The following is a 22,800-nucleotide window of genomic DNA, read 5'->3' as shown; positions in this document are numbered from 1 at the left end:
GTCGCGAGGGCGCGTCGTCAGACGCGGGTCCACTTCTGGTTGGTGCCGCCGTGGCAGGTCCAGATCTGCATCTTGGTGCCGTTGGCAGTGCCGGCGCCGCTGACGTCCAGGCACTTGTTCGCGCCGACCGCCGTGATGGTGCCGTCAGAGTTGAGTCGCCACTTCTGGTTGTTCTGGCCGTTGCAGTCCCAGATGATCACCGCGGTGCCGTCCGCCGTACCCGCCGCGTTCACGTCCAGGCACTTGTTGCCGTAGACCCGCAGCTCACCGGCGCTGGTGGAGGTCCACTGCTGGTTGGCCTGCCCGTTGCAGTCCCAGATCTGCGCCTGCGCGCCGTTGGTCTGGGAGGCGCCGGTGACGTCCAGGCACCGGCCAGACCCGACACCCTTGAACGCACCCGTGTTCCCTGAGGGCTGGCCCTGGGGTCCGGCGGACGCCATCACGGCCTGGGCGCCCGCCGGCCAGGCGCCGTTGGTGACGGTGACATTGTTGTTCACCACATTGCCGCGGTCGCCGTTGGTCACGTTGGTGCTGCCGTTGGTCGACCAGTTGCCGGTGACGGTGAAGTTGCCCATGTTCTCGCCGTACCAGTAGTTCGCGGTGGCCCAGGTGCCGGTGTTCGAGAGCACGTTGTTCCTGACGGTGTAGTACCTGGAGCCCTCGTCGAAGTAGATGCCGAACCAGCCGTTGGTGCGCAGGCAGTGGTTGTCGCTGATCACCGCGCCCGGGTTCCACGACAGCGTGTAGATGCAGCCGCCGTCGGTCATCTGCTGCATGACGTCGTGCACGTAGTTGCCGATGAGCCGGTTGTTCGACGCGGTGGTGGGCGTGGTGTAGCGCGGCTGGAAGTCGTACAGGCCGCGGTTGGCGTAGTGGGTGCTGCCGCCAGGCTCGTTGGCGCCCCAGCCGTACCCGATCGACATGCCGGTGTACGGCATGTTGTAGACCTCGTTGTGGGACACGTTGGTGTTGGTGACGTAGGTGGTCAGGACCGAGACGACGCCCCGGTGGTCCAGGCCGAGGTCGTGGATGCGGTTGTCGCTGATGGTGATGTTCCGGTTGACCATCCGCTGGTCACTCGGGTGGTGCGCGTCGGCGCGCACGCCGCCGACCACGATGCCGCCGGCCGAGCTGCGGGCGATCTCGGACCGGGTGACCGTGATGTCGCCGGCGCCCAGGCCGACACCGCTGGCGTGCGCGTTGGCGTCGTTGCCGATGCCGATGGCCGTCTGTCCCAGGTTGACGAAGCGCGAGTCGGTGAAGGTGATGGTGTTCGCCGCGGAGACCTGCACGGCGGCGGGCATCTGGTACCAGTTCGGCCGGGTCGCCTCGAACTGCCGGCAGCCCTGGTGGCAGGAGGTGAAGGCGGGCCAGCTCCAGTTGCCGGCTATGTAGGCGCCGGTCTGCTGGTCCACGTAGCCCTGGTTGCCGCTGGGGCCGAGCCAGCTCGTGCCGGTGAAGGTGATCCCGCTGAACGTGATGTGGTGCGCGGGCGCGTCGTACGTGCCCCCGACGTGCACCAGCGACTGGAGCACCGGCAGCTCCACGCTGACGTTGCTCATGTTCTGCCCCGCGAGCGGGATGTAGGAGAGCAGGCCGGTGGAAGGGTTGATGTACCACTCACCTGGGGAGTCGAGGAACTCGTAGGCGTTGGCCAGGTAGAGCGGACCCGCCCGGTGCGGGCTGGTGAAGGTGTCGTACCCGAAGTTGTTGTTGTTCCAGGCGGGCTGCTGCATCGTGATGAGGTTGCCGCTGATGCTCTGCACCGGCGCGTACCGGTCGGTGAAGGAGCCGACGCTCTCCATCTCGATCCGGCTCTGGCCGGCCAGGTTGTTCAGATAGCTCAGGGCGCCGCTGGTGAACCTCATCCCGGTGCTGCTCGCGGTGAAGTCGGAGCGGTTGACGGCGGTGCGCGCCCGGGTGGCGAGCGCGCCGTCGACGTACAGCTGCCGGGTGTCGATCCCGGCGCCGACGTTGGCGCGCCAGATGTTCTTCCCCGAGTCGGCCACGGTCCATCCGGTGACCGCCCTGGCTCCGCTGATGACAGGATGGGCGCCCGCCGCGGCCTGCCATTTGACGGTGTAGCCGTTGTTCCCGGAATCGGCGGCGGACAGCCGGAGCGGCGCGGAGAGCCGGTACACCCCGTCGGCCAGCTCGACGACGATGTCCCCGGACATGGCGCCGTTCAGGGAACGCACCGCCGTCTGCGCCGCGGACAGCGAGCACGGCTGGGCGGAGGTGCAGGCGGTGCCGGTGCCGGTGGGTGACGCATACAGGGTCGTGGTGGCCGCGAGGGCCGGGGTGGCCGGGACGAGGGCGAACGCCGCGGCCAGCACCGCGGCCACGGTGCCGGTAAGGATCGATCTCAGCGCCGTGACGGGTGAGGATGCTTGCACGGTGGTTCCTTTTGGGGGGTAGGGGGTGGTCCCAAAATGGCGCGCCTCACCGATGACACCACCAGGGCACGAATGGTGAAGCGAGGCTGTGGACGTCGACGTGGCCGGGCACGATGCGGAGGGCTGCGAAACGCCTCCGCAGTGCGCCCATGTGATCCTGTCGCGGAGGTTCCGGAAGGAGCGCGTCCCCCGGAGCCTCGCTATCTAATTACGTTCGGAGTCACGATGCTCGTCAAGACCTTAAGCCCGCCTATTTCATCCTCTTCACACCGAGGGGCCGGCCATGGTTAGCCGCTTTGCTTCTTTACCAGCGCAAATGCCTGCCACCGCGTATTCCTGCGCGGATCATCTTCGAATGAACCGTTCAGATGTGTCGTACTAATCGGACCAGCGTCTGGCCCGGGCGGGCGACCTCGATCAGTCATACTCTTGCAGGGAGTGGCGAGGAGGAAGCACGGTGACCGACACCCCGCGTGAGAGCGGATACCGGCCGGGCTACGAGGTGGCCGCCGAGCAGGTACTGGAATTGATCGTCCGGCTCGGCCTGCGTCCGGGCGACCGCATGCCGACCGAGAACGAGCTGGCCCAGCAGCTGGGCACCAGCCGCACCGTGGTACGCGAGGCGGTGAAGATACTTTCCGCGCTCGGCCGCGTGCGCGCCCAGAAGGGCCGCGGCCTGTATGTGGCCGACGACGAGGGGATGCTCGGCACCGGGCGCTGGGCGTCCTTCTTCCTCCCGACCGACCTCGACCACGTCTACATGCTGTTCGAGTTCCGCCGGGCGCAGGAAATGGAGACCAGCCGGCTGGCCGCCCGCCGCGCCACCCCTGCGGAGCTGAGGGCCATCGAGGAGGCGGCCGGCGTGTGCCGCCACGGATTCGAGACAGGACGCGAGGACCTGTTCAACGAGGGCGACGACACCTTTCACACCGCCATCGCCACGGCCTCGCACAACATCTTCCTCCAGGTCGCGGTGCGGGAGGCCCGCAGGTTGCAGGCGCAGTCGAGCCTCATCGGGCTGCGCGGCTCGGTGGGCGGGCACGCCGCCAAGGCCGTCGAGGAGCACGACGCCATTTACCGGGCCATCCGCGCGGGCGACCCGGAAGCGGCCGCCCAGGCCGCCGCCACGCACATCGACAACACCCTCGACGATTACCGCAGGGAGATTCAGCAGCGCCTCTTCTCCTCATCCCCTGATCCGGCCGGCGATAGGCCATCCTGAAGCGGTTCGGCGATAGGGGACCGACGGGAGTGACCAGGGAAGCCGGGGGCGGATGAACGTTTCATCGAGCCCGACCCGGCGGGAGTCGAGCATCGCCGATGAGTGCTGCCGGTGACCGCCGGTAGCCGTCGTCCGCCGCAGCGTCCGGGCGCTCGGAACGATCCGATTGGCCGACCGTGAAAGTTTCATCGCGGCACTTCAGCGGTGACCACGGCCGCTTGCCCTGGCCAGACGCAGGAGCGGCGGGTCGTCTCGGGCGAGGGAACCCCGACGTCGATGAGGCCGGGCCTTGACAGGTCTTGTCACGGTCATATTTGCTCCGCTGCACCGTCGCCTCCAGCCGCCCCGGAGAAAGGAGATCCGATTACGGAGGCGCTGAGTTAGCGCTAACACTTTGGAACTCGCCCGGCCGGTCGATGTACGCCGGGCCGGTGAGTTTCGATCGGCAGAACACGGCGCGGCGCGTCGACCCGGTATTCACGGAGTCAGAGACCAGAAACGCCGGTCGCCGACGCCCTCATCCCCGGAAAAGGTGGAGGAAGTGGCTTTCCCATCTACGTGTGTCACCACGAGAACGGCAAAGGAATGTGCGTGATGTCGAGGCTTAGATCCCTCTTAACCGCCATCGCGTCCACGGCACTGCTCGTCGTCCTGACCCCGGCTCAAACGGCGCTGGGAGACAGCGCGACCCCGTCGCGCGCACAACAGAGCGCCCTCGCGCCCACCGCGGGATGCGGCCAGACTCCGACGCTGAGAAGCGGCACGCAGTCGATTACCACCAGCGGGAAGAATCGCAGCTATATCCTGAGAATTCCGGACAACTACAACAACACGACCCCCTACCGGTTGATATTCGGGTTCCATTGGAATGGCGGCACCGCCAACGATGTCGACTCGGGCGGAACCAGCGGGTATCCCTGGTCCTATTACGGGCTCAGGGCATTGTCGAACAACACCGCGATCTTCGTCGCGCCTCAGGGCATCAACAATGGCTGGGCCAACTCGGGCGGTGAGGACATCACCTTCGTCGACGACATGATCCGGCGGATCGAGGCGGACCTCTGTGTGGACACCTCCCAGCGCTTCGCCCTGGGCTTCAGCTACGGCGGCGGCATGAGCTACGCGCTGGCGTGCGCCCGGGCGACGGTCTTCCGCGCGGTGGCGGTCTACGCCGGCGCGCAGCTCAGCGGGTGCAGCGGCGGCACGGAGCCCGTCGCGTACATCGGACTGCACGGCCTCAGGGACTCGGTGCTCAACATCTCCCTGGGCCGGTCGCTGCGTGACAGGTTCGTCAGGAACAACGGCTGCACGCCCCAGAACCCGCCGGAGCCGGCGCAGGGCAGCCTGACGCACATCGTCACCTACTACTCGGGGTGCAGGGCCGGGTATCCCGTCGCATGGGCGGCGTTCGACGCCGGTCACACTCCCGGTCCCGTGGACGGGAGGCCCGGCGACTTCGAACCCGGCGAGAACTCCTGGACCAGACCAGTGGTGTGGGAGTTCTTCACGCAGTTGGGAGGCGTCAACCCACCCCCGCCGGGGACCGCGCTCAAGGGTGTGGGGTCGGGCCGGTGCCTGGACGTCAGCGGCGCCTCGCAGGCCAACGGCGCGCAGGCGCAGATCTGGGACTGCAACGGGCAGGCCAACCAGCAGTGGACCTCCACCAGCGCCGGTGAGCTGCGGGTCTACGGCGGCAAGTGCCTGGACGTGAACGGGGCCGGGACGGCGGACGGCACCAGCGTGATCATCTGGGACTGCAACGGGCAGAACAACCAGAAGTGGCGACTCAACGCCGACGGCACCGTCACCGCCGTCGGGGCGAACAAGTGCCTGGACGTGTCCGGGTACGGCACTGCCAACGGCACCAAGGTGCAGATCTGGACGTGCCACGGCGGCACAAACCAGAAGTGGACCCGCGTCTAATACTGACAGCCTGCGACAGCTGACGACGCGCCATCGCCGGGGCGACTCATCGCTCCGGCGATGAGTGAGGTGAACAGCTGCACCATCGCTGGAGAAAGGGTCCTTGAAGTAAGCGAGCGCAGGACGCGCAGCCATTGCCTGAGGAGCACGGCGGTAGTTCCTGAGACCTCCTCGTTGGTTCCACGCTCGCGGTCGTACCCGACGGAGGCCGTCCACCCGCAACCCCATAGGCTGGGAGAACCGAAATGGCGGAATTATCGCGAAGACAAGTGCTGAGATTCGGCGCGGTTGGAGCTGGAAGTGCGCTGTTGCCGGGGCAGTGGACGGCGGCTGCCCGGGCCGTGTCGGTGGCTCCTCCGGAGGTGCGCGCCGCGAACGATCTGGCGCTGTGGTACGACGGGAGCGCCGGTACGGACTGGCTCCGCGCTCTCCCGATCGGCAACGGCCGCCTGGGCGCCATGGTGTTCGGCAACGTCGACGCCGAGCGGCTGCAGCTCAACGAGGACACCATCTGGGCCGGGGGGCCGTACGACCAGAGCAACACGAGGGGTGCGGCGGCGCTGCCGCAGATCCGGCAGCTGGTCTTCCAGAACCAGTGGAGCCAGGCCCAGAGCCTGATCGACCAGAACATGCTGGGCAACCCTTCCGCTCAGCTGGCGTACCAGCCCGTGGGCAACCTGCGACTGACCTTCGGCAGCGCCACCGGCGTCTCGGAATACAACCGCTGGCTGGACCTGACCGCGGCCACGACGACGGTGACGTACCTGCAGAACGGCGTGCGGTATCGGCGCGAGGTGCTCGCGAGCGCGCCGGATCAGGTGATCGCCCTCCGCCTGACCGCCGACAGGCCGGGCTCGATCACGTTCTCCGCGACGTTCGACAGCCCGCAGCGGACGACGCGGTCGAGCCCGGACGGCACGACGGTGGGGCTCGACGGCATTTCCGGCGACCAGAGGGGCCTGGCCGGCAAGGTCAGGTTCCTGGCACTGGCCCGGGCCGTCGCCGAAGGCGGCAGTGTCAGCAGCTCCGGAGGCACACTGCAGGTGAGGTCCGCCAACAGCGTGACGGTGCTGATCTCCATCGGCTCCAGCTACGTGAACTACAAGGACGTCAGCGGCGACTACCAGGGCATCGCCCGGCGCCATCTCGACGCCGCCGCCACCAGGACCTACGACGACCTGCGCGGCCGGCACGTCACCGACTACCAACGGCTCTTCGGGCGCACCGCGCTCGACCTCGGCCGCACCGCGGCGGCCGACCAGCCGACCGACGTACGGATCGCGCAGCACGCGAACAGCAACGACCCGCAGTTCTCGGCGTTGCTGTTCCAGTACGGCCGTTACCTGCTGATCTCCTCCTCGCGTCCGGGCACCCAGCCCGCCAACCTGCAGGGCATCTGGAACGACTCGCTGACCCCGGCCTGGGACTCGAAGTACACCCTTAACGCCAACCTGCCCATGAACTACTGGCCGACCGACACGACGAACCTGTCGGAGTGCTACGAGCCGGTGTTCAGGATGATCAACGACCTCACGGTCAGCGGCGCCCGGACGGCCCGGGTGCAGTACAACGCCGGCGGCTGGGTGACCCACCACAACACCGACGGGTGGCGGGGCAGCTCGGTCGTCGACGGCGCGACCTGGGGCATGTGGCAGACCGGCGGCGCGTGGCTGGCCACCATGATCTGGGACCACTACCTCTTCACCGGCGACCTCGAGTTCCTCCGGCAGTACTACCCGGCCATGAAGGGGGCCGCGCAGTTCTTCCTCGAGACCCTCGTGGAGGAACCGAACCTCAGATATCTGGTCACGAACCCGTCGAACTCGCCGGAACTGACCCACCACGCGGGCGTCAGCGTGTGCGCCGGACCCACGATGGACAACCAGATCCTGCGGGACCTGTTCAACGGCTGCGCCAAGGCCGGCGAGCTCCTCGGCACGGACGCGAGCTTCCGGGCGCAGGTCCTGGCCGCCCGGGACCGGCTCCCGCCGATGCAGGTCGGCTCACGCGGCAACATCCAGGAGTGGCTGTACGACTGGGTCGAGACCGAGCAGAACCACCGGCACATCTCCCACCTCTACGGCCTGCACCCCAGTAACCAGATCACCAAGCGCGGCACCCCCGCGCTGTACACCGCCGCCCGGCGGACTCTCGAACTGCGCGGTGACGACGGTACGGGCTGGTCGCTGGCCTGGAAGATCAACTACTGGGCGCGGATGGAGGAGGGCACGCGGGCGCACGACCTGATCCGCGCCCTCGTGACGACGGCCCGGCTCGCGCCGAACATGTTCGACCTGCATCCGCCGTTCCAGATCGACGGCAACTTCGGGGCGACATCCGGCATCGCCGAGATGCTGCTGCAGAGCCACAACGGCGAGCTGCACGTGCTGCCGGCGCTGCCGGCGGCCTGGCCCAGCGGGAAGGTGCAGGGTCTTCGGGGGCGCGGCGGCTACACCGTGGACGCGACGTGGAGCTCCGGCGGGGCTACCGCCGAGATCCTCATCAGGTTCGACCGTGACGGGACGGTCAACGTACGCAGCCGGATCTTCGCCGGAACCTACGAGGTGGTCGACACCACGACGGGCGGTACCGTCAGCGTCGCCAAACCCGAGAGCGACGTCATCAGACTGACCGGCCAAGCCGGTCGTACGTACCGCATGACCGGGTCCGGCCCTGCGCCGGCGAGCTACGTGCGGATCGCCAATGTCACCACCGGCCTGGTGCTGGACAGCGGCGGGAATGTCGCCTCCGGCTCGAACATCAAGCAGTGGAACTGGGACGGCAGCACCAACCTGCAGTGGCAGCTCGTGGACCTGGGCGGCGGCTGGTACCGCATCGTCAACCGCACCAACGGCATGGTCGCCGACAGCTGGGGCAACACCGCCAACGGCGCCAACGCCAGGCAGGCGGCGTGGAACGGCGGCAACAACCAGCAGTGGCGCCTCAACAACATGGGCAACGGCCGCTACCAGATCATCAACCGCGGCACCGGCACGGCCCTGGACGGCATGGGCAACAGCACCGTCGGCTCCACCGTGGCCATGTGGACGCCGAACAACAGCACCAACAACCAATGGACCGTTACGGGCGTGTGAAAACCCGGCGACCCTCGCAGACCTCAACCCAACGCGCGCTTCGCCGCAACAGGCCACCGGTTGCGGCGACGCCATGAGCCGGCCGACGTTCCGCAGCCCTTCACGTGCGTCCCGGCCTGGCCATGATCAGCCCGCACGCCACCACGCCCGGCACCCCGGACGCGTGCACGGCCTCGGCCGGCAGGAAGGCGAGCCGTCTGCGGGGCCTTATAAGGCTTCCTTATAAGGCGGCCGGATATTTGTTCGTCAGGTACTTGTTCAGCCGGGAGTGGGTGTCCGAGAACGATCTCGAGGATCGCGCCTTCGACGAACTCTTCCCTGAGGCCACGCGCGACCCCGCCCTTCGTGACCAGCTGCGCAGTGCCTATGCCTTGCTAGTGAAGGAACTGGGCGCGGCCATCCGGCGCGACCGCCCCGATTCGCCACATGACGCCTCGGCGGATCATGCTGACCTGTTCCTTGCGGCTGGCGTGGTCGGTGCCGTCCCTCCTTGCCAAGCCGGGTCCACCAGACCGGACCGCCCCTGAGACTGAAGCTCAGGCTGGTGGCTCAAGCATGGGCACGAGGAACCGCCGGGCCACCGCGGCCAGCTGCTCGTCGTCGTCCAGGTTGATGATGGCACTGGGGATCGTCAGGAAAGAGGTGGAGATCCGCACCATCATCTCGGCCACGAGGTCGACGTCAAGGCTGCTCGACACGTTGCCCGCGCGTTGCTCGCCGCGGAGCTGGCCGGCGACGAAATGCCGCACGGTCGCGAGGGTCTGACCCCCGTCAGCCGTCATGGAGGGAACTAGCAGGTCCGGTTCCGTGGCGATGAGTCCGCCGATCAGCGGGTTGCCGCGAATGGCCCGCAATGAGCTCACGAAGCCCAGCACCACCCTGTCGGCAGCGGTGCCGGCTTGTTGTATGTCGATGAGGAACTGGTCGAAATAGCGGCGGAACTCCCGGCGCACCACGTGTTCGATCAGCGTGTCCTTGGTGTCGAACCGCCGGTAGACCGTGATCCGCGACACCTTCGCCAGTCGGGCGACGTCCTCCATGGTGGAGCGCCTGATGCCCATCCGGCAGAACTGCTCGTACGCCGCGTCAAGGATGCGCGTCCGCAGCTCGTCGCTGTCGTCGACGCGCTCGACGGCATCGAAATAGGCGCGCTCCAGCAACGAGTCCGAGTCCGACGGCGCCATGAATCCGGACAGCACAGATTCCACGATCACCTCCTGTAGGGATTCTGCCTCAAACGCGGTCTTGTGATGCTCGTCACATTGTGCTCTGATGATACACAGATTCACGATTTGTTTCTCAGTATCATCCATTTTCTCGCATGCCCTGAGCGGGACCCCACCTCGAAGGAGTGCAGAGCATGGCAGAGTTGAGCAGGCGCGAGGTGCTGATCTCGGGCACCGCCTTGGGAGCGCTCGGTGCGTTAGGGATGGCCTCCCCGGCCCAGGCGGACTCCCCGTCCGGCGACTGGACCTGGCCGGCCAGTGGTTCGATCGCGGGTTCCGGCAGCGGCGCCGACCCCCGATGGGTGTGGGACGACGTGGCCGATCCGCTCCTCGCCTCACTGTTCGACCGCGGTGTCATACCCGAGGTCAACCGGCTGCTGTACGACTGGAACCGCAACGACCAGCCCCTGCCCGCGGGACTGCCGGAGGATCTGCGGGCCTTCATCGAGCAGGCGCGTCAGCTGCCGTCGTGGGCCGACCCCACCATGCTGGATGCCGGGGCGCGGTTCCACGCGCTCAAGGGCAACTACATCGTCGTCCTCACCATTGTCGGCGCCGGGATGCTGGCCACCGCCATCCCCAAGGAGGCACGCGCTGTCTACTACTCCGCGGGCGGTGCGGATCTGAAAGACCGGATCGCCAAGACCAACATCCTGGCGTACGCGGTCAGACCGCGAAACGCCTGGGGTGCCGGCGGCACGGCCGTGGTCGAGGCTGTGAAGACCCGGCTGGTGCACGCGGCGGTGCGGCACCTGCTGAAGTCGTCTCCCCACTGGTCCGGCCCTATCCCGATCAGCCAGGAGGACATGCTCGTCACGTGGCACACCCTGGCGACCTACTCCATGCGCGGGATGCGGGAGTGGAAGGTGCGTATCTCCTCCACTGAGGCCGCGGGGTACCTGCACTCGGTGCAGATGCTGGGGCACATGCTCGGCATCAGGGACGAGTTCCTCCCCGCCACCTGGGACTCCTCCTACGCCCAGTCGGACCTGGTCCTGCCCAGGAACATGGGGCCGACCCCGGAGGGGGTGGAACTCAACGCCATCCTGCGGGACATGCTCGCGGAGCTGACCAGCCCCGGCGGCATCGACAAGCCTCTCGTCAACGCGTTCGCCAGGTACCTCACCGGCGACCAGGTGGCCGACTGGAACGGCATCCGACGCGAGCCGCTGTGGGACCCGGTGGTCAAGACCGCTTGGCCGCTACTGGTGCGGTTCCGGGAGGGTCTGATCGGGCTGCCGCTGGTGCCCGCCGCCGCCTGGCTCCTCGACGAGATGGTCAAGAAGTGGACCACGTACTACCTCACCAAGGGGGCACAAACCAAGATCGTGATTCCGACGGGCAACCGGCCCAGCTGATCACGGTCTAAGGGATGCCGCTCGCATTGACGGGCTCTTTGAAGGCCGCCTTGTCCACGACCGCCACCCCCAGCCCGTCGGCCTTGGCCGAGGAGGCGGCGTTGGTCGCGTTGACCATCTCGGCCACGATCGAGTCCTTCGACCCGGTCCACTGAAACTCGGTGACGAGCAGCGCGCACGCGTCCTGAGCGCCGTACTTGCCCGAGTAGAACTGCAGGCCCGGCTGGTCGGTGATGACCTCCAGCACCCGGCTGCTGTCCGGCTCGACGACCCGGACGGCGTGGGCGATTCTGGTGCGGACGCGGGTGCTACGGGGCATGGACGATCTCCCTTCAGATGCGCTGAGCTACGTCATCGTCGATAAGTCCCGGACCGGCCGACGCCGGACGGCCGGACGAAGGCGCGAGGGCGGTGTGGATGTCGCCGTTCCACAGGGCTGCGGCCCGTCGCCTCGAGAGCCTCCGCGAAGCCTCGTTCCTGCGGCCTCACTGGAAGCCGGCCACGTTCTCCTTCGTCACCATCTCGGTGCCGGTGTCGATGATCGCCTGGACCGTCTGGCCCCGGGCCGCGGCGACCGCGGTCTCGATGCCGATCGAGCCCATCTTGGCGGGGAACTGAGCGACCGACGCCGCGACCTCACCTGCGGCGATGGCCTTCAGCTCGCCCGGCGAGGCGTCGAAGCCCACCAGCACGAGCTCGCCCGGCTTCTTGCCGGCGGATTTGACGGCCTGGAGGGCGCCGAGGATCGGCGGCCCGCAGGCCCCATAGATGGCGGCGATGCCGGGATGAGCGGCCAGGATGTCCTGGGCGGCGTTGAGCCCCTTGGTCTGGTCGCAGTCGGTGGCGGGTTTGGAGACCACGGTGACCCCGTCACCGAGCGTGGACAGCATGCCGGTGACGCGGTCGTCGAGCGAGGGGTTGCCCAGCCGCCCCTGCAGCACGGCGATCGTCGAGCCGGGCTTGACGCGCTCGGCGAGCCAGGCGCCCGCCAGCTTGCCGCCCGCGAGATTGTCGGTCGCCACCACCGACGACTTGCCTGCCCAGCCGGGGATGTCGTTGTCCACCAGGACGACCTTTACTCCGGCGTCCACGGCCTTCTGCAGAACGTTCTGGAGGTTGGGGCTGGTCGGCGTGATCGCGATGGCCTTGACCCCCTTGGCGAGCATCGACTCGATCTGGGCCGTCTCGCCTTCGTCGTCCGTGCCGCTCTTGCCCTGGCCGAACAGGACCTCGACGTCTGGGTGGCCGCGGTTCCAGGTCTTCACCGCGTCGACCATGGTGTCGTAGAAGTCGACCGGGAATTTCGTGATGAATCCAACTTTGATCGGTTCGGCGGCGCCGGGAGACGCCCCAGTCGTGGACGTACCGGAGCCGGTGGAGCAGGCGCCGAGACAGAGCGCCAGTGCGAGGGCCAGCGAGGCTGACCGGAGGTGTGGTGCCATCGTTCTCATCACTTTCGGGAGGGGCGGTGGCGCGGAACGCCGGGGGGAGGTCACGAGTCGCCTCCGACGATGAGCGAGACGATCGCCTGCCGGTTGTCCGGCGTAGGTCTCATCTCGCCGACCTTGCGACCGCGCCGCAGCACTGCGGCTCGGTCGGCGATCTCGATCACGTGATCCATGGCATGGGAGACGACGATGACGGCGTGGCCCTCCTCGCGTAGGCGCAGGATGAGATCGAGCACTCGCCGCGACTCGCGCAGCCCGAGCGCCGCCGTCGGCTCGTCGAGGATCACGACCTTCGACGCGAACGCCGCGGCCCTGGCCACGGCGATGGCCTGCCGCTGGCCTCCGGACATCAGACCGACCGCGGCGTGGGGGTCGGCGATCCCGACCTGGAGGCGTGTCAGCAGCTCACCCGTCACCCGGGACATGTCCCGGCGGCGCAGCAGCCGCAGGCCGCGCGGAAGCCAGCGCGGCCCGGCGATCTCCCGCCCGGCGTAGAAGTTCGCGGCGGGATCCAGATTGTCGAACAGCGCGAGATCCTGGTAGACGGTCTCGATCCCGAGGGCTCGGGCGGCGGCGGGCGAGCCCGTCGTCACCGCGGCCCCGCCCATCTCGATGGATCCCGCGTCCAGCCGGTGCACGCCGCTGATGCACTTGATCAGCGTGGACTTGCCCGCCCCGTTGTCGCCGAGGAGGGCGAGCACCTCGCCGGGGAACACCACCAGGTCCACGCCGTCGAGGGCGAGGACGGCGCCGAAGCGCTTGGTGGCGCCGCGAACGGCCAGGGCGGGCGTCATGACCGCGCCGCCTGCGTGATGCGGAAGCGGCTTTCCAGCCGCCCGCGGACGACGTCGGACTCGACGGCCATGACGATGACGACGCCGATGACGATCGGCTGCAGAAAGGCATCGACGTCGAGCAGGTTCATGCCGTTCCGGATGATTCCGATCATGAGTGCCCCCACGAGTGCGTTGCCTACGCCACCCCGGCCGCCGAGGAAGCTCGCGCCCCCTATGACCACGGCGGCGATCGAGTCGAGCTCGGCCAGGTCGCCGAAGGTGGGGGAACCGGCGTTCAGCCGGCCGGAGGTGACGATCGCGGCGATCCCGGCGGCCAGGCCGCTCAGGACGTACACCGAGATCACCACCCGGTCGACGGGGATCGCCGTCCTCCGGGCTCCCTCCGGGTTCCCGCCGACGGCGTAGATCCAGCGCCCCCACACCATCCGCGTGGTGAGCAGGACGACGGCCAGAGCCACGGCGGCGACCAGGAAGGCCGAATACGGCAGCCAGCCTGCCGAGCCGCTGCCCATCATCTGCACGATCTCCGGCATGCCCTGCTGCGGTTGCCCGCCCGACAGCCACAGGGCCAGGCCCCGTGCCGCGCTCAGGGTGGCGAGCGTGATGATGAAGGGGTGGGGCAGCCGGCCCAGGACGTAGCCCATGCCGTTGATCGCGCCGACCGCCATGCCGGTGGCGAGCATGGCGAGGACGACGACCGGTCCGGACGGTGCGGCGGAGTAGACCAGGGCCCCGGTCACGGAGGCGAGCGCCAGAGTCGATCCCACGGACAGGTCGATCCCCCGGGTGAGGATCACGAGGAGCTGCCCGATGGCGAGCACCGCGATCACCGCGCTCTGTGCCAGCACGTTGCCCAGATTGAGCATGGTGAGGAACGCGGGTGACAACATGCTCATGATCACGACGAGGAGCAGCAGGATCAGCACCGGGCCGAGCCGGATGGCCAGCAGCGCGAGACGCAGCGGATCGCTGCCCAGGCGGCGCAGGGCTCCGGCCTCGACGGTCACGTCACCGCTCCGGACGGGTCGTCGTGAGTGGCCGGCGACGTCGTCCGCGCCCGGCTGGAGGGGGTGTCCAGGCTGCCGGCTGACAGGGATTCGCCGGGGGCGGTGTCCACCCGCTTCCCCGACTCGTACGAGCGGATCACGGCGTGCGCGAGCGCGAGCGCGCGACGACCGGCGCGCGCGTGGACGGGCGGCGGATCGCCGGCGCGCAGGGCGGCGAGAACCTCGTCGACGTGCCGGTCGAAGGTGGCGTGGAAGCCCCGGTCGGCGTCGTTGAAGTAGCCGGCCTGCCACACCCGGCTCGTCTCGTCGCCGGCCGGCGTGTAGGTGTAGCGGCGGACGGTGTCCTCGACGAGGATCCGGCCGCCGGTGCCGTTGATCTCCAGCAGGTGGGTTCCCGGGTAGGCGTACGACGAGTCGTACGTGCCGAGGAGCGTCCCCACCGCCCCGCTCGCGAACCGTACGGCGATCGCCATCGTCGTGTACGGGGGCCCGCCGGTCATCTGGGCCGTCACGGACGCGATCGGGCCGCACAGGTGCTCGACCATGTCGAAGCCGTGGCACTGGGTCTCGATGAGGTTGGCGTGGGGGTGCCGGCTCGTGCCGGCCTCTCCCCCGAACCGCCAGGTCGCGAAGACCAGCCGGCCCAGCTCGCCGCGCTCGATCGCCGCCGCCGCCAGCCGTACGGGGCGGGCGTAGCGGTGGTTGAAGTTGATGGCGAAGAAGAGCCGGCGGGCCTCGGCCTCGGCGATCAGGACGTCCGCCTCCTCGAGCGAGAAGACGAGCGGCTTCTCGACCAGCAGTGGGATCCCCGCCTCGACCAGCAGCCGGGTGGTGGCGAAATGGTCTTCGTTCGGCAGGCACACGGAGATCAGGTCGGGCCGCTCCCGGGCGATCATCTCCTCCACGTCGAGATAGGGCCGCACGCCGAACCGCCGGGCGCGCTCGACGGTTCGCTTCTCGGTCCGGCCCACGACGGCGCACAACTCGGCGTCCTCGCGGCCGGAGAACACGCGGGCGTGGTGGAAGCCCCACCAGTCGCCGGTGCCGACCACCGCGACCCTGGTCCGATTGCCGTTCACTGTCGTCTCCTCCTTGCCAGGGCGGCCTGGACGAGTACGACCAGGACGAGGAAGGTGCCGCTGACCACCTGCTGGTAGGCGGAGCTGAGCGTGCCCACCTGGTTGATCAGGTTCTGGATCACCTTGAGCAGCAGCACGCCCGCGAGGGTCCCCCCGAGCGATCCGGCGCCGCCGGTGAGCAGCGTGCCGCCGATCACGACGGCCGCGATGGCCTCCAGTTCCCTGCCCTCGCCGAGGGTGGGCAGCCCCGAGGCGGTCTGCGCGGCGATGAGGACTCCCGCGAGGCCGGCCAGCAGGGAGCTCAGCACGTAGACGCGGACCCGGATGCCGGCCACCGGGAGCCCCATGAGCTCGGCGGCGTGCCCGTCCCCGTTCCCGGCGGCGAAGACCCGCAGGCCGAATCGGGTCCGGTTGAGCACCACACCGGCCGCGGCGAAGACCGCGAGGGCGATCAGCACCGGGACCCCGACGCCGAGAACACTGGCCTGTCCGATCCGGGTGAGGGCCAGGTCGGCCGGGATGATGTAGACCTGGTTACCCTCCTGGGAGACCGCGAAGGCCAGCCCTCGGGCGAACAGCAGGGTCGCCAGGGTGACGACGAACGGCGCCAGCCGGGCCCGTCCGACCAGCAGCCCGTTCACCAGGCCGATCAGCCCGCAGATCGCCAGGGGCAGCAGGACCGCTCCCGCCGTCCCCCAGCGGGAGCCGTACGCCGCCAGGACACCGGACAGCGCGAGAACGGACCCGACGGACAGGTCGATCCCGCCGGAGAGGATCACGAACGTCATGCCTGTCGCGACCAGCAGCAGGTAGGAGGCGTCCAGCGCGATGGCGCCGAGGTTCCCCGGTCCGGTGAAGTTCGAGCCGAAGGTCAGCGACCCGAGGAGGACGACGAGGACGAGCACCAGGGCGGCCCCGTGCCGCCGGGCGAGTGCCGCCAACCGCGTCCGCCCGGTGCCGGCGGCCGGAGAGAAGGGGGCGGCACGCTCCGCCTGTCCGGTCGTCACGTCCCGCTCCTGTTCCGCTGCGCGTACACGGCGGCCACGATGATCGCCGCCTGGATCATCCGGGCGGTCGAGTCGTGCAGGTCGTGCTGGATGACCGTGGCGATGATGAGCTGCATCAGCAGCGCCCCCATCAGCGTGCCGAGGATCCGGACGCGGCCTCCGGCAAGGGGCGTGCCGCCCACGACCACGGCGGTGATGGCGCTCAGCTCGATCAGCAGCCCGGTGAACGAGGGGTCGCTCGCGCTCTGCCGCCCGGTCGTGAGCACTCCGGCCATCGCCGCGAGCACCCCGCTGATCACGTAGACCGTGACCAGCGTCCGCCGTACGGGCAGGCCGGCCAGGAGCGCCGCGGGCCGGTTGCCGCCCACGGCCAGCAGCCTGCGGCCGAACGCGGCGCAGCGCAGGACGAACGCGGCGGCGGCGGCGACCGCGAGGGCCATGAGCACGGGCAGTGGGACCTCAAGCACCTGCCCGCCGCCGATGGCGGCCAGCGTGGGGTCGAAGATCTCGACGAGCCGGCCGTCCGCGAGCACGAGCGCCATCCCCCGTCCGGCGACGAGCAGCCCGAGGGTGGCGACGATCGGCTGGATGCCGTAGGCGACCAGCCCGCCGTTCACGAGTCCCACGGCCGCACCGGCGAGCACCGCGACGGCGATGGCGGGCCAGGGCCCGTAGCCGAGGTAGAGCGGCAGCAACGCCGCCGCGATGGCCATCGTGGAGCCGACCGACAGATCGATGCCTCCGGTGCCGATCACCAGTGCCATGCCGAGGGCGACGATGGCCACCGGGGCTACCTGGACGAGCTGGAGCCGCAGGTTCGCGACCGTGGCGAAGTTCGGCGTGAACACCAGGTTGAACGACAGCAGGACGCCGAGGGCGAGGTAGACCCCGTAATCGGACAGCCAGGTCACCCGCCCCGCCGCGCCCGTGCGGCCGGCCACGGTCGGCTCAGTCATCGAACCGCCCACCGGCAGATCCGTCCGAGTCGGCCGCGGCGATCAGCTCCATGATCCGCCGCTCACCGATCTCCGCGCCGCGCAGGACGCCGGCCGCCGTCCCGTCCCGCAGGACCACGACGGTGTCGGCGCCTTCCACGATCTCCTCCAGCTCCGCCACCAGCAGCACGCCGAGGCCCTCTTGAGCGAGCTCGTCGATGAGCGCCTGAATCTCCGCCTTGGCGCCGATGTCGATGCCCCGCGTCGGCTCGTCGAGGATCAGCACCGCGGGATGGAGACAGAGCATGCGGGCGAGCAGCACCTTCTGCTGGTTGCCTCCGGACAGTTCGCCCACCTTCTGGTCGGGCGACGACACCTTGATCCCGAGGCGGCGGATGAATGCGTCGACGATGCGGTCTCGTGCCCGGCGGGACACCAGCCCGCCGCGGGTGAGGCGGGGCAGCGCCGCGAGCGTGATGTTGTCGCGGACCGACAGCCCTGGCACGACTCCCTCGGCCTTGCGGTCCTCCGGCACCATGCAGACACCCGAACGGATCGCGATGGCGGGGTTCCAGCGCCGGCGGGCGTGCCCGGCCACCTCCACCGACCCGGCGTCGAGGGGGTCGGCGCCGAACACCGCCCTGGCCGTCTCCGACCGGCCGGAGCCGAGCAGGCCCGCGAGTCCCACCACCTCGCCCGGGCGTACCTCGACGGAGACGCCGTGCAGCGCGTGCGCGCGAACGAGGGCCTCGGCCCGTAGAACCGGCGCGGCGCGGCCCACCTCGTGGGCCTCGCCGAAGCTCGTCACGCCGTGGCGGCGCACCTCGGCGACCGGCCGGCCGAGCATCGCGGCGACCAGGCCGATACGGGAGATCTCCCGGACGGGACCGGTGTGGACCAGACGGCCGTCGCGCAGGACGCTCACCCGCTGGCACACGCGGAAGACCTCATCCAGCTTGTGAGTGACGTAGAGGATCGCGATGCCCTGCTCGCGCAGCACCTCGATGACGTCCGCGAGCCGGTCCACCTCGCGTGGGGCCAGTGAGGAAGTCGGCTCATCCATGATCACCAATCGGGCGCGCGCACTGACCGCACGGGCGATCGCCACCATCTGCCGGATGCCGAGACCGAGCTCCCCGAGCGGCCGGCGGACGTCTACGGCCACGCCGTAGCGGGCGAGGACCTCGGTGGCCTCCCGCCGCAGCCGCGACCGGTCGAGCAGCCTCAAGCGAGTGATCCGCTCCCTGCCGAGGAAGAGGTTGTCCGCCACGCTCAGCAGCGGGGCGAGCTCGACCTCCTGGTAAATGGTGCTGATCCCGGCGTCCTGGGCGTCGGCGGGCCCGGAGAAGGACACCGGCCGGCCGAGGTAGCGGATCGTGCCGTCCTCGGGTCTGTGCACCCCGGTGAGCACCTTGATCAGCGTCGACTTTCCCGCCCCGTTCTCTCCCACCAGCGCGTGGGCCTCGCCGGCGTCGAGCCGCAACGAGACCTGGTCGAGGGCGACGGTCCCGCCGAACCGCTTGGAGATGGCGTGCGCCTCGCACACCGGTTCATTCATGTGCCCGCTCCCGGACGTCGTGGGGGCGGTCCAGGCCGCCCCCCGGCCTCAGTAGGCGTTCGCCAGTTCGGCCTTGGCGTTCTCAGGGGTGTACTCCTTGTCGGAGATGATCGTCTTCGCCGGTACGCCCTTGTCGGCGTAGAAGTCCTCGAGCGCCTGGAAGGCGAGTGGTCCGAACCGTGGGTTCGACTCGATGACCGCGGCGATCCAGCCGTCGACGATGCCCTGGACCGCGCCACGAGTGCCGTCGATCGTGACGATCTTCACGTCTCCCGGCTTCTTGCCCGCCGCCTTGAGCGCGGCGACGGCGCCGAGGGCCATCTCGTCGTTCTCCGCGTAGATGGCGCTGATGCCGGGGTTGGCGGAGATGAGCTGCTCGGTGACCGCGCGGCCCTTCTCACGGGTGAAGTCGCCGGTCTGCTCGGCCACGACCTTCAGCGCCGAGCCCTTGGCGGCGAGCTGATCCTTGAACCCCTTGGTCCGGTCGACGGTGACGTTCACCCCTGAGGCTCCGAGCAGGATCGCTACCTCTCCCTTGTCTCCCGTCGCGGTGATCATCGCATCGGCGGCTCGGGCACCCTGCTTGACGAAGTCGGAGCCGATCCAGCCGAGGTAGTCGACGCAGGCCCGTTTGGTGGTGAGCAGCCGGTCGATCGTCATGATCGGGACTTTCGCATCCTGGGCCGCCTTGAGCGCGGGGTCGAGCCCTTCGGAGTTGAGCGGGGAGATGATCAGGACCTTGGCGCCCTGGGCGATCATGCCCTGGATGTCGGCGATCTCCTTGTTGAGGTCCGACTGCGCGTTCGTCGTGATCAGCTTGATGCCTCGCCGAGCGGCCTCGTCCTTGATCGACTGCGTCTCGGTGATCCGGAACGGGTTCGCCTCCTTCTCCGACTGCGCGAACCCCACGGTGACGTTCTTCAGATCCAGCTTGGGCACTCCGCCGTTGTACCGCTCCGGGGTGCACAGCGACGCATCTCCAGAGGTGGCCTCCACCTGCTGCTGGGCGGACGCGCCGGCGTCCGCCGGGCCGTCGCCGACGGACCTGGTGCACGCGCTCAACGTGAGCGCCAGCAGGCCGGCAGCGGCCGCAGCCGTTGTTCTGCGGGGCATCAAGTGACCCTCCTTCCGAGGGAACGGGCACCACCTGCCATGATTTGCATTGTTTTGACAGGAAGTTGAGAGGATGATAGCCACGGCGGTCACCGATGTGTCAATATGCGTCGCCAGGACAACGTGCGGCAGCAGGCCGCTTGGATGCCTGCAAGCTGGTCATATGCGACAACGGCGGAGGATGGGCGTTGCTGACTCGTTATGCGCCCCGAAAAGATGTCAGTTTGCGTCAGAACTCATCGGTTCATGTCAGCAATGTGGACGTCGACCTGTGCGCCGACAAGCCGGTCCACCATGACGGAGTCCGCCTTCGGGTCTGTGACCAGGACGCTCATGCGCTCGGTGGACACGGTCTGGCACATCGTGTCGTGACCGATCTTGGAGTGGTCGGCGAGGACGACGACCTCGCGGCCGGCCGCGGCGAGGGCCTGGTCCGTGGCGGCGGCGAAGACGTTGGGCGTGGTCAGTCCCCTCTCGGGGGTGACGCCGTCGCCCGACAGGAAGGTCTGCGCGCCACGGAGGCCCGCCAGGTGCTGCTCGGTGATCGGCCCCACGAAGGCGTGGATGGACCGGCGCAGCGTGCCGCCCACCGCGACGACTTCGACGTGGGGCGCGTCCATGAGCGCCTCGACCACCATGGTGGAGTTGGTGACGACGGTGAGGGACGGCAGCTCGGCGAGCCGGCGGGCCAGCGCCGCGGTGGTGCGCCCGGGACCGAGCAGGACGGCGGTGCCGGGCTCCACGAGCGTCGCGGCGTGGGCGGCGATGGCCTCGCGCTCGGCCGCCACCGCGTCCGCGGAGACCGGACGCGCCGCCGGGGGGAAGACGGGCCGAGTCACGCCACCCCGAGTGGCGTCCAGCAGGCCCTCGCCGACGAGCGACCGCAGGTCCCGCCGGACAGTGGACTCCGAGGTGCCGAGCGCGCCGGCCAGCTCCCGGAACGAGGCATACCCGTGCTCATGCACGTGCTCCAGGATGCGGCGTCGCCGCTCTGCGATCAGCATGGGACCGGGCTCACTCATCTATGGTCGGGCACCTCTGGGACGCTACTTTACTCCAGAAGTTGTCAACGGCGGTCAATTGGTGGAACCGGACATACGTCGCATCGTACGGCTCGCGCTCACTGTCCGGCAGGTATGTCCGGGGCGGGTACGACCGGTGGACCACCTCGCGCAGCTCGTCAAGAGAACCGATGCCCCCGTGGGCCATGACCTGGACGAGGAGGTTGCCGATACCGGTCGCCTCGACCGGCCCCGCGAGCACGGGCCGCCCGCCGATGTCCGCCGTGAGCCGGCAGAGCATGTCGCTGGCGGCACCGCCGCCGACGAGGTGTACAGCCTCCACCGGGCGGCCGGTCAGTTCCTCGGCCTGCTCCAGGACCAGGCGGTAGGAGCACGCCAGGCTCTCCAGGATGCATCGCACCATCGCGGCCCGGCCCTCGGGCACCGGCTGGCCCGTCGCGCGGCAGAACGCCGCGACTTGTGCCGGCATGTCCTCCGGCTTCAGGAAGCCCAGGTGGGTGGGATCGATCAGCGGGCCGAAGGCCGGCGCAGCCTCGGCCTCGGCGACCAGGTCGGCATACGAGGCACCGGTCCCCCAAGCTCGGCGGCACTCCTGGAGCAGCCAAAGACCGTTGAGATTGCGCAGGAACCGCACGGTGCCGAGCACGCCACCCTCATTGGTGAACCCGGCTAGCCGGGACTCTGGGGTGGTGATGGGCTCGGCCGTCTCCACACCGACGAGCGACCACGTGCCGCAGGAGACGTACCCGACTGCGCCAGAGGAGCCGCTCGAACCGGAGACGGCGGGGAGCGCCGCAACCGCCGACGCGGTGTCATGACCGGCCACGGCGACCACGACGGCCTTGCCTGGCCGACCGGATTCGTCCCGCAGCGGCCCGGCGATCGTGCCGGGCTCGACGATTTCCCCGCCGAACAGACGTGACGGCAGCCCGAGCCGGGCGATGAGGTCGCCGGCCCAGCGGCCGGTCCGGGCGTCCAGGAGCTGGCTGGTGCTCGCGATCGTCCGCTCGGTGAGCGTCTCGCCGCTCAGCCAGAGGGTGAACAGGTCCGGTAACATCACCAGCCGATCGGCGGCGTCCAGCAGCGGCGACCCGGCGTGCGCGAGCAGCTGGCACGAGGTGTTGATGGGCAGCGCCTGCACACCCGTCACCTCGTAGTGCTCTTGAGAGGAGACCAGGGCGGTCAGGCCGGCGGTGTAGGGGTCGCGATGGTGCCGGGGGTTTGCCACGAGCCGCTGGTCGCGGTCGAGCAGCCCGAAGTCGTTGCCCCACGCGTCCACGCCCACGCTGACGACCCGACGCTCGCCGACGACACGCCCGATCCCGGCACGCGTCTCCGCCAGCAGGCGCAGAACGTCCCAGTGGAGCCCGCCGAGAATGCGAACCGGCACGTTGGGAAAGCGGTGGGCCTCGCTCACCACGAGACGCTCGCCGTCGAACTCCCCCGCGAGCACCCGGCCGCTCTCGGCCCCGAGGTCCACGGCGACGTAGGTGGGCACAGGCCGAGCCTATCCTGCTGACGGCGCTCGGAAGGTGCCGCAAGGTCACGGTTCGAGGGGCGGTGCGACCACGGTCGCCGGTGGCCTGGGCGGCACGCCGGCGCCGGGAAGGGGAT

General features: G+C 69.1%; 18 protein-coding genes. 5 read left to right on the top strand and 13 right to left on the bottom strand.

The window, feature by feature from the left end:
* Positions 1 to 17 precede the first annotated feature (17 nt).
* Positions 18 to 2,396, bottom strand: coding sequence for an RICIN domain-containing protein (locus EDD27_RS56420; protein ID WP_241563969.1), 2,379 nt, complete (start codon positions 2,394 to 2,396; stop codon positions 18 to 20).
* Positions 2,397 to 2,853: 457 nt separating this feature from the next.
* On the opposite strand from EDD27_RS56420, the gene EDD27_RS11040 reads away from it, so the two are divergent.
* The 4 genes from EDD27_RS11040 (at position 2,854) to EDD27_RS11025 (ending at position 9,163) form a co-directional block, all read left to right on the top strand.
* The gene (locus tag EDD27_RS11040; protein WP_127932321.1) at positions 2,854 to 3,618 is read left to right on the top strand and encodes a FadR/GntR family transcriptional regulator; all 765 of its coding nucleotides are present in this window, start codon (positions 2,854 to 2,856) and stop codon (positions 3,616 to 3,618) included.
* A gap of 594 nt (positions 3,619 to 4,212) precedes the next feature.
* Complete coding sequence (locus EDD27_RS11035) at positions 4,213 to 5,541, top strand: RICIN domain-containing protein (protein WP_241563968.1); 1,329 nt, start codon at positions 4,213 to 4,215, stop codon at positions 5,539 to 5,541.
* A 362-nt stretch (positions 5,542 to 5,903) separates the two neighbouring features.
* On the top strand, positions 5,904 to 8,636 hold the full coding sequence (locus tag EDD27_RS11030; protein WP_241563967.1) for a glycosyl hydrolase family 95 catalytic domain-containing protein: 2,733 nt from the start codon (positions 5,904 to 5,906) through the stop codon (positions 8,634 to 8,636).
* A gap of 272 nt (positions 8,637 to 8,908) precedes the next feature.
* Complete coding sequence (locus EDD27_RS11025) at positions 8,909 to 9,163, top strand: hypothetical protein (protein ID WP_127932319.1); 255 nt, start codon at positions 8,909 to 8,911, stop codon at positions 9,161 to 9,163.
* Between the two features lie 9 nt (positions 9,164 to 9,172).
* On the opposite strand, the gene EDD27_RS11020 is transcribed toward EDD27_RS11025, so the two are convergent.
* Positions 9,173 to 9,820, bottom strand: coding sequence for a TetR/AcrR family transcriptional regulator (locus tag EDD27_RS11020; RefSeq protein ID WP_127940617.1), 648 nt, complete (start codon positions 9,818 to 9,820; stop codon positions 9,173 to 9,175).
* A gap of 176 nt (positions 9,821 to 9,996) precedes the next feature.
* Here EDD27_RS11020 and EDD27_RS11015 point away from each other — a divergent pair, with 176 nt between their 5' ends.
* Positions 9,997 to 11,220, top strand: a complete 1,224-nt coding sequence (locus EDD27_RS11015) for an oxygenase MpaB family protein (protein ID WP_127932318.1) — start codon at positions 9,997 to 9,999, stop codon at positions 11,218 to 11,220.
* Between the two features lie 7 nt (positions 11,221 to 11,227).
* Here EDD27_RS11015 and EDD27_RS11010 read toward each other — a convergent pair whose 3' ends face one another.
* From EDD27_RS11010 to EDD27_RS10960, 11 genes are all read right to left on the bottom strand, one after another.
* Positions 11,228 to 11,539: a type 1 periplasmic-binding domain-containing protein gene (locus tag EDD27_RS11010; RefSeq protein ID WP_127932317.1), complete on the bottom strand. Its 312-nt coding sequence runs from the start codon at positions 11,537 to 11,539 to the stop codon at positions 11,228 to 11,230.
* Between the two features lie 166 nt (positions 11,540 to 11,705).
* Positions 11,706 to 12,662, bottom strand: coding sequence for a sugar ABC transporter substrate-binding protein (locus EDD27_RS11005; RefSeq protein ID WP_164903572.1), 957 nt, complete (start codon positions 12,660 to 12,662; stop codon positions 11,706 to 11,708).
* A 50-nt stretch (positions 12,663 to 12,712) separates the two neighbouring features.
* On the bottom strand, positions 12,713 to 13,462 hold the full coding sequence (locus tag EDD27_RS11000; RefSeq protein WP_127932315.1) for an ATP-binding cassette domain-containing protein: 750 nt from the start codon (positions 13,460 to 13,462) through the stop codon (positions 12,713 to 12,715).
* Positions 13,459 to 14,472 carry an ABC transporter permease gene (locus EDD27_RS10995; protein WP_206641350.1) on the bottom strand — a complete coding sequence of 338 codons (1,014 nt, stop codon included), beginning with the start codon at positions 14,470 to 14,472 and terminating at the stop codon, positions 13,459 to 13,461. Before EDD27_RS10995 ends, EDD27_RS11000 begins: the two co-directional genes overlap by 4 nt.
* Positions 14,469 to 15,551: a Gfo/Idh/MocA family protein gene (locus EDD27_RS10990; RefSeq protein WP_127932314.1), complete on the bottom strand. Its 1,083-nt coding sequence runs from the start codon at positions 15,549 to 15,551 to the stop codon at positions 14,469 to 14,471. The genes EDD27_RS10995 and EDD27_RS10990 overlap by 4 nt, the downstream gene beginning before the upstream one ends.
* A complete protein-coding gene (locus EDD27_RS10985) occupies positions 15,548 to 16,558 on the bottom strand; it encodes an ABC transporter permease (protein WP_127932313.1) in 1,011 nt (336 codons plus the stop codon). Before EDD27_RS10985 ends, EDD27_RS10990 begins: the two co-directional genes overlap by 4 nt.
* Complete coding sequence (locus EDD27_RS10980) at positions 16,555 to 17,514, bottom strand: ABC transporter permease (protein WP_127932312.1); 960 nt, start codon at positions 17,512 to 17,514, stop codon at positions 16,555 to 16,557. The genes EDD27_RS10985 and EDD27_RS10980 overlap by 4 nt, the downstream gene beginning before the upstream one ends.
* Positions 17,507 to 19,051, bottom strand: a complete 1,545-nt coding sequence (locus EDD27_RS10975) for a sugar ABC transporter ATP-binding protein (protein ID WP_127932311.1) — start codon at positions 19,049 to 19,051, stop codon at positions 17,507 to 17,509. The genes EDD27_RS10980 and EDD27_RS10975 overlap by 8 nt, the downstream gene beginning before the upstream one ends.
* 48 nt (positions 19,052 to 19,099) lie before the next feature.
* Entirely contained in the window at positions 19,100 to 20,164 is a 1,065-nt protein-coding gene (locus EDD27_RS10970) for an ABC transporter substrate-binding protein (RefSeq protein ID WP_127932310.1), read from the bottom strand.
* A gap of 236 nt (positions 20,165 to 20,400) precedes the next feature.
* Positions 20,401 to 21,186 carry a DeoR/GlpR family DNA-binding transcription regulator gene (locus EDD27_RS10965; RefSeq protein WP_127932309.1) on the bottom strand — a complete coding sequence of 262 codons (786 nt, stop codon included), beginning with the start codon at positions 21,184 to 21,186 and terminating at the stop codon, positions 20,401 to 20,403.
* The gene (locus EDD27_RS10960; RefSeq protein WP_127932308.1) at positions 21,179 to 22,684 is read right to left on the bottom strand and encodes a rhamnulokinase; all 1,506 of its coding nucleotides are present in this window, start codon (positions 22,682 to 22,684) and stop codon (positions 21,179 to 21,181) included. The genes EDD27_RS10965 and EDD27_RS10960 overlap by 8 nt, the downstream gene beginning before the upstream one ends.
* Between the last annotated feature and the right edge of the window lie 116 nt (positions 22,685 to 22,800).

The sequence above is a fragment of the Nonomuraea polychroma genome, from assembly GCF_004011505.1.
Classification (GTDB): Bacteria; Actinomycetota; Actinomycetes; order Streptosporangiales; family Streptosporangiaceae; genus Nonomuraea; species Nonomuraea polychroma.
The sequence above is the reverse complement of the archived record's forward strand: the minus strand, read 5'-3'. Positions and strand labels throughout refer to the sequence as shown.

Coding starts and splice junctions, on each gene's coding strand:
- EDD27_RS11035 (WP_241563968.1), top strand. CDS start 4,213: ATGTCGAGGCTTAGATCCCTCTTAACCGCCATCGCGTCCACGGCACTG.
- EDD27_RS11020 (WP_127940617.1), bottom strand. CDS start 9,820: ATGGCGCCGTCGGACTCGGACTCGTTGCTGGAGCGCGCCTATTTCGAT.
- EDD27_RS11015 (WP_127932318.1), top strand. CDS start 9,997: ATGGCAGAGTTGAGCAGGCGCGAGGTGCTGATCTCGGGCACCGCCTTG.
- EDD27_RS11010 (WP_127932317.1), bottom strand. CDS start 11,539: ATGCCCCGTAGCACCCGCGTCCGCACCAGAATCGCCCACGCCGTCCGG.
- EDD27_RS11005 (WP_164903572.1), bottom strand. CDS start 12,662: ATGGCACCACACCTCCGGTCAGCCTCGCTGGCCCTCGCACTGGCGCTC.
- EDD27_RS11000 (WP_127932315.1), bottom strand. CDS start 13,462: ATGACGCCCGCCCTGGCCGTTCGCGGCGCCACCAAGCGCTTCGGCGCC.
- EDD27_RS10980 (WP_127932312.1), bottom strand. CDS start 17,514: ATGACTGAGCCGACCGTGGCCGGCCGCACGGGCGCGGCGGGGCGGGTG.
- EDD27_RS10975 (WP_127932311.1), bottom strand. CDS start 19,051: ATGAATGAACCGGTGTGCGAGGCGCACGCCATCTCCAAGCGGTTCGGC.
- EDD27_RS10970 (WP_127932310.1), bottom strand. CDS start 20,164: ATGCCCCGCAGAACAACGGCTGCGGCCGCTGCCGGCCTGCTGGCGCTC.
- EDD27_RS10965 (WP_127932309.1), bottom strand. CDS start 21,186: ATGAGTGAGCCCGGTCCCATGCTGATCGCAGAGCGGCGACGCCGCATC.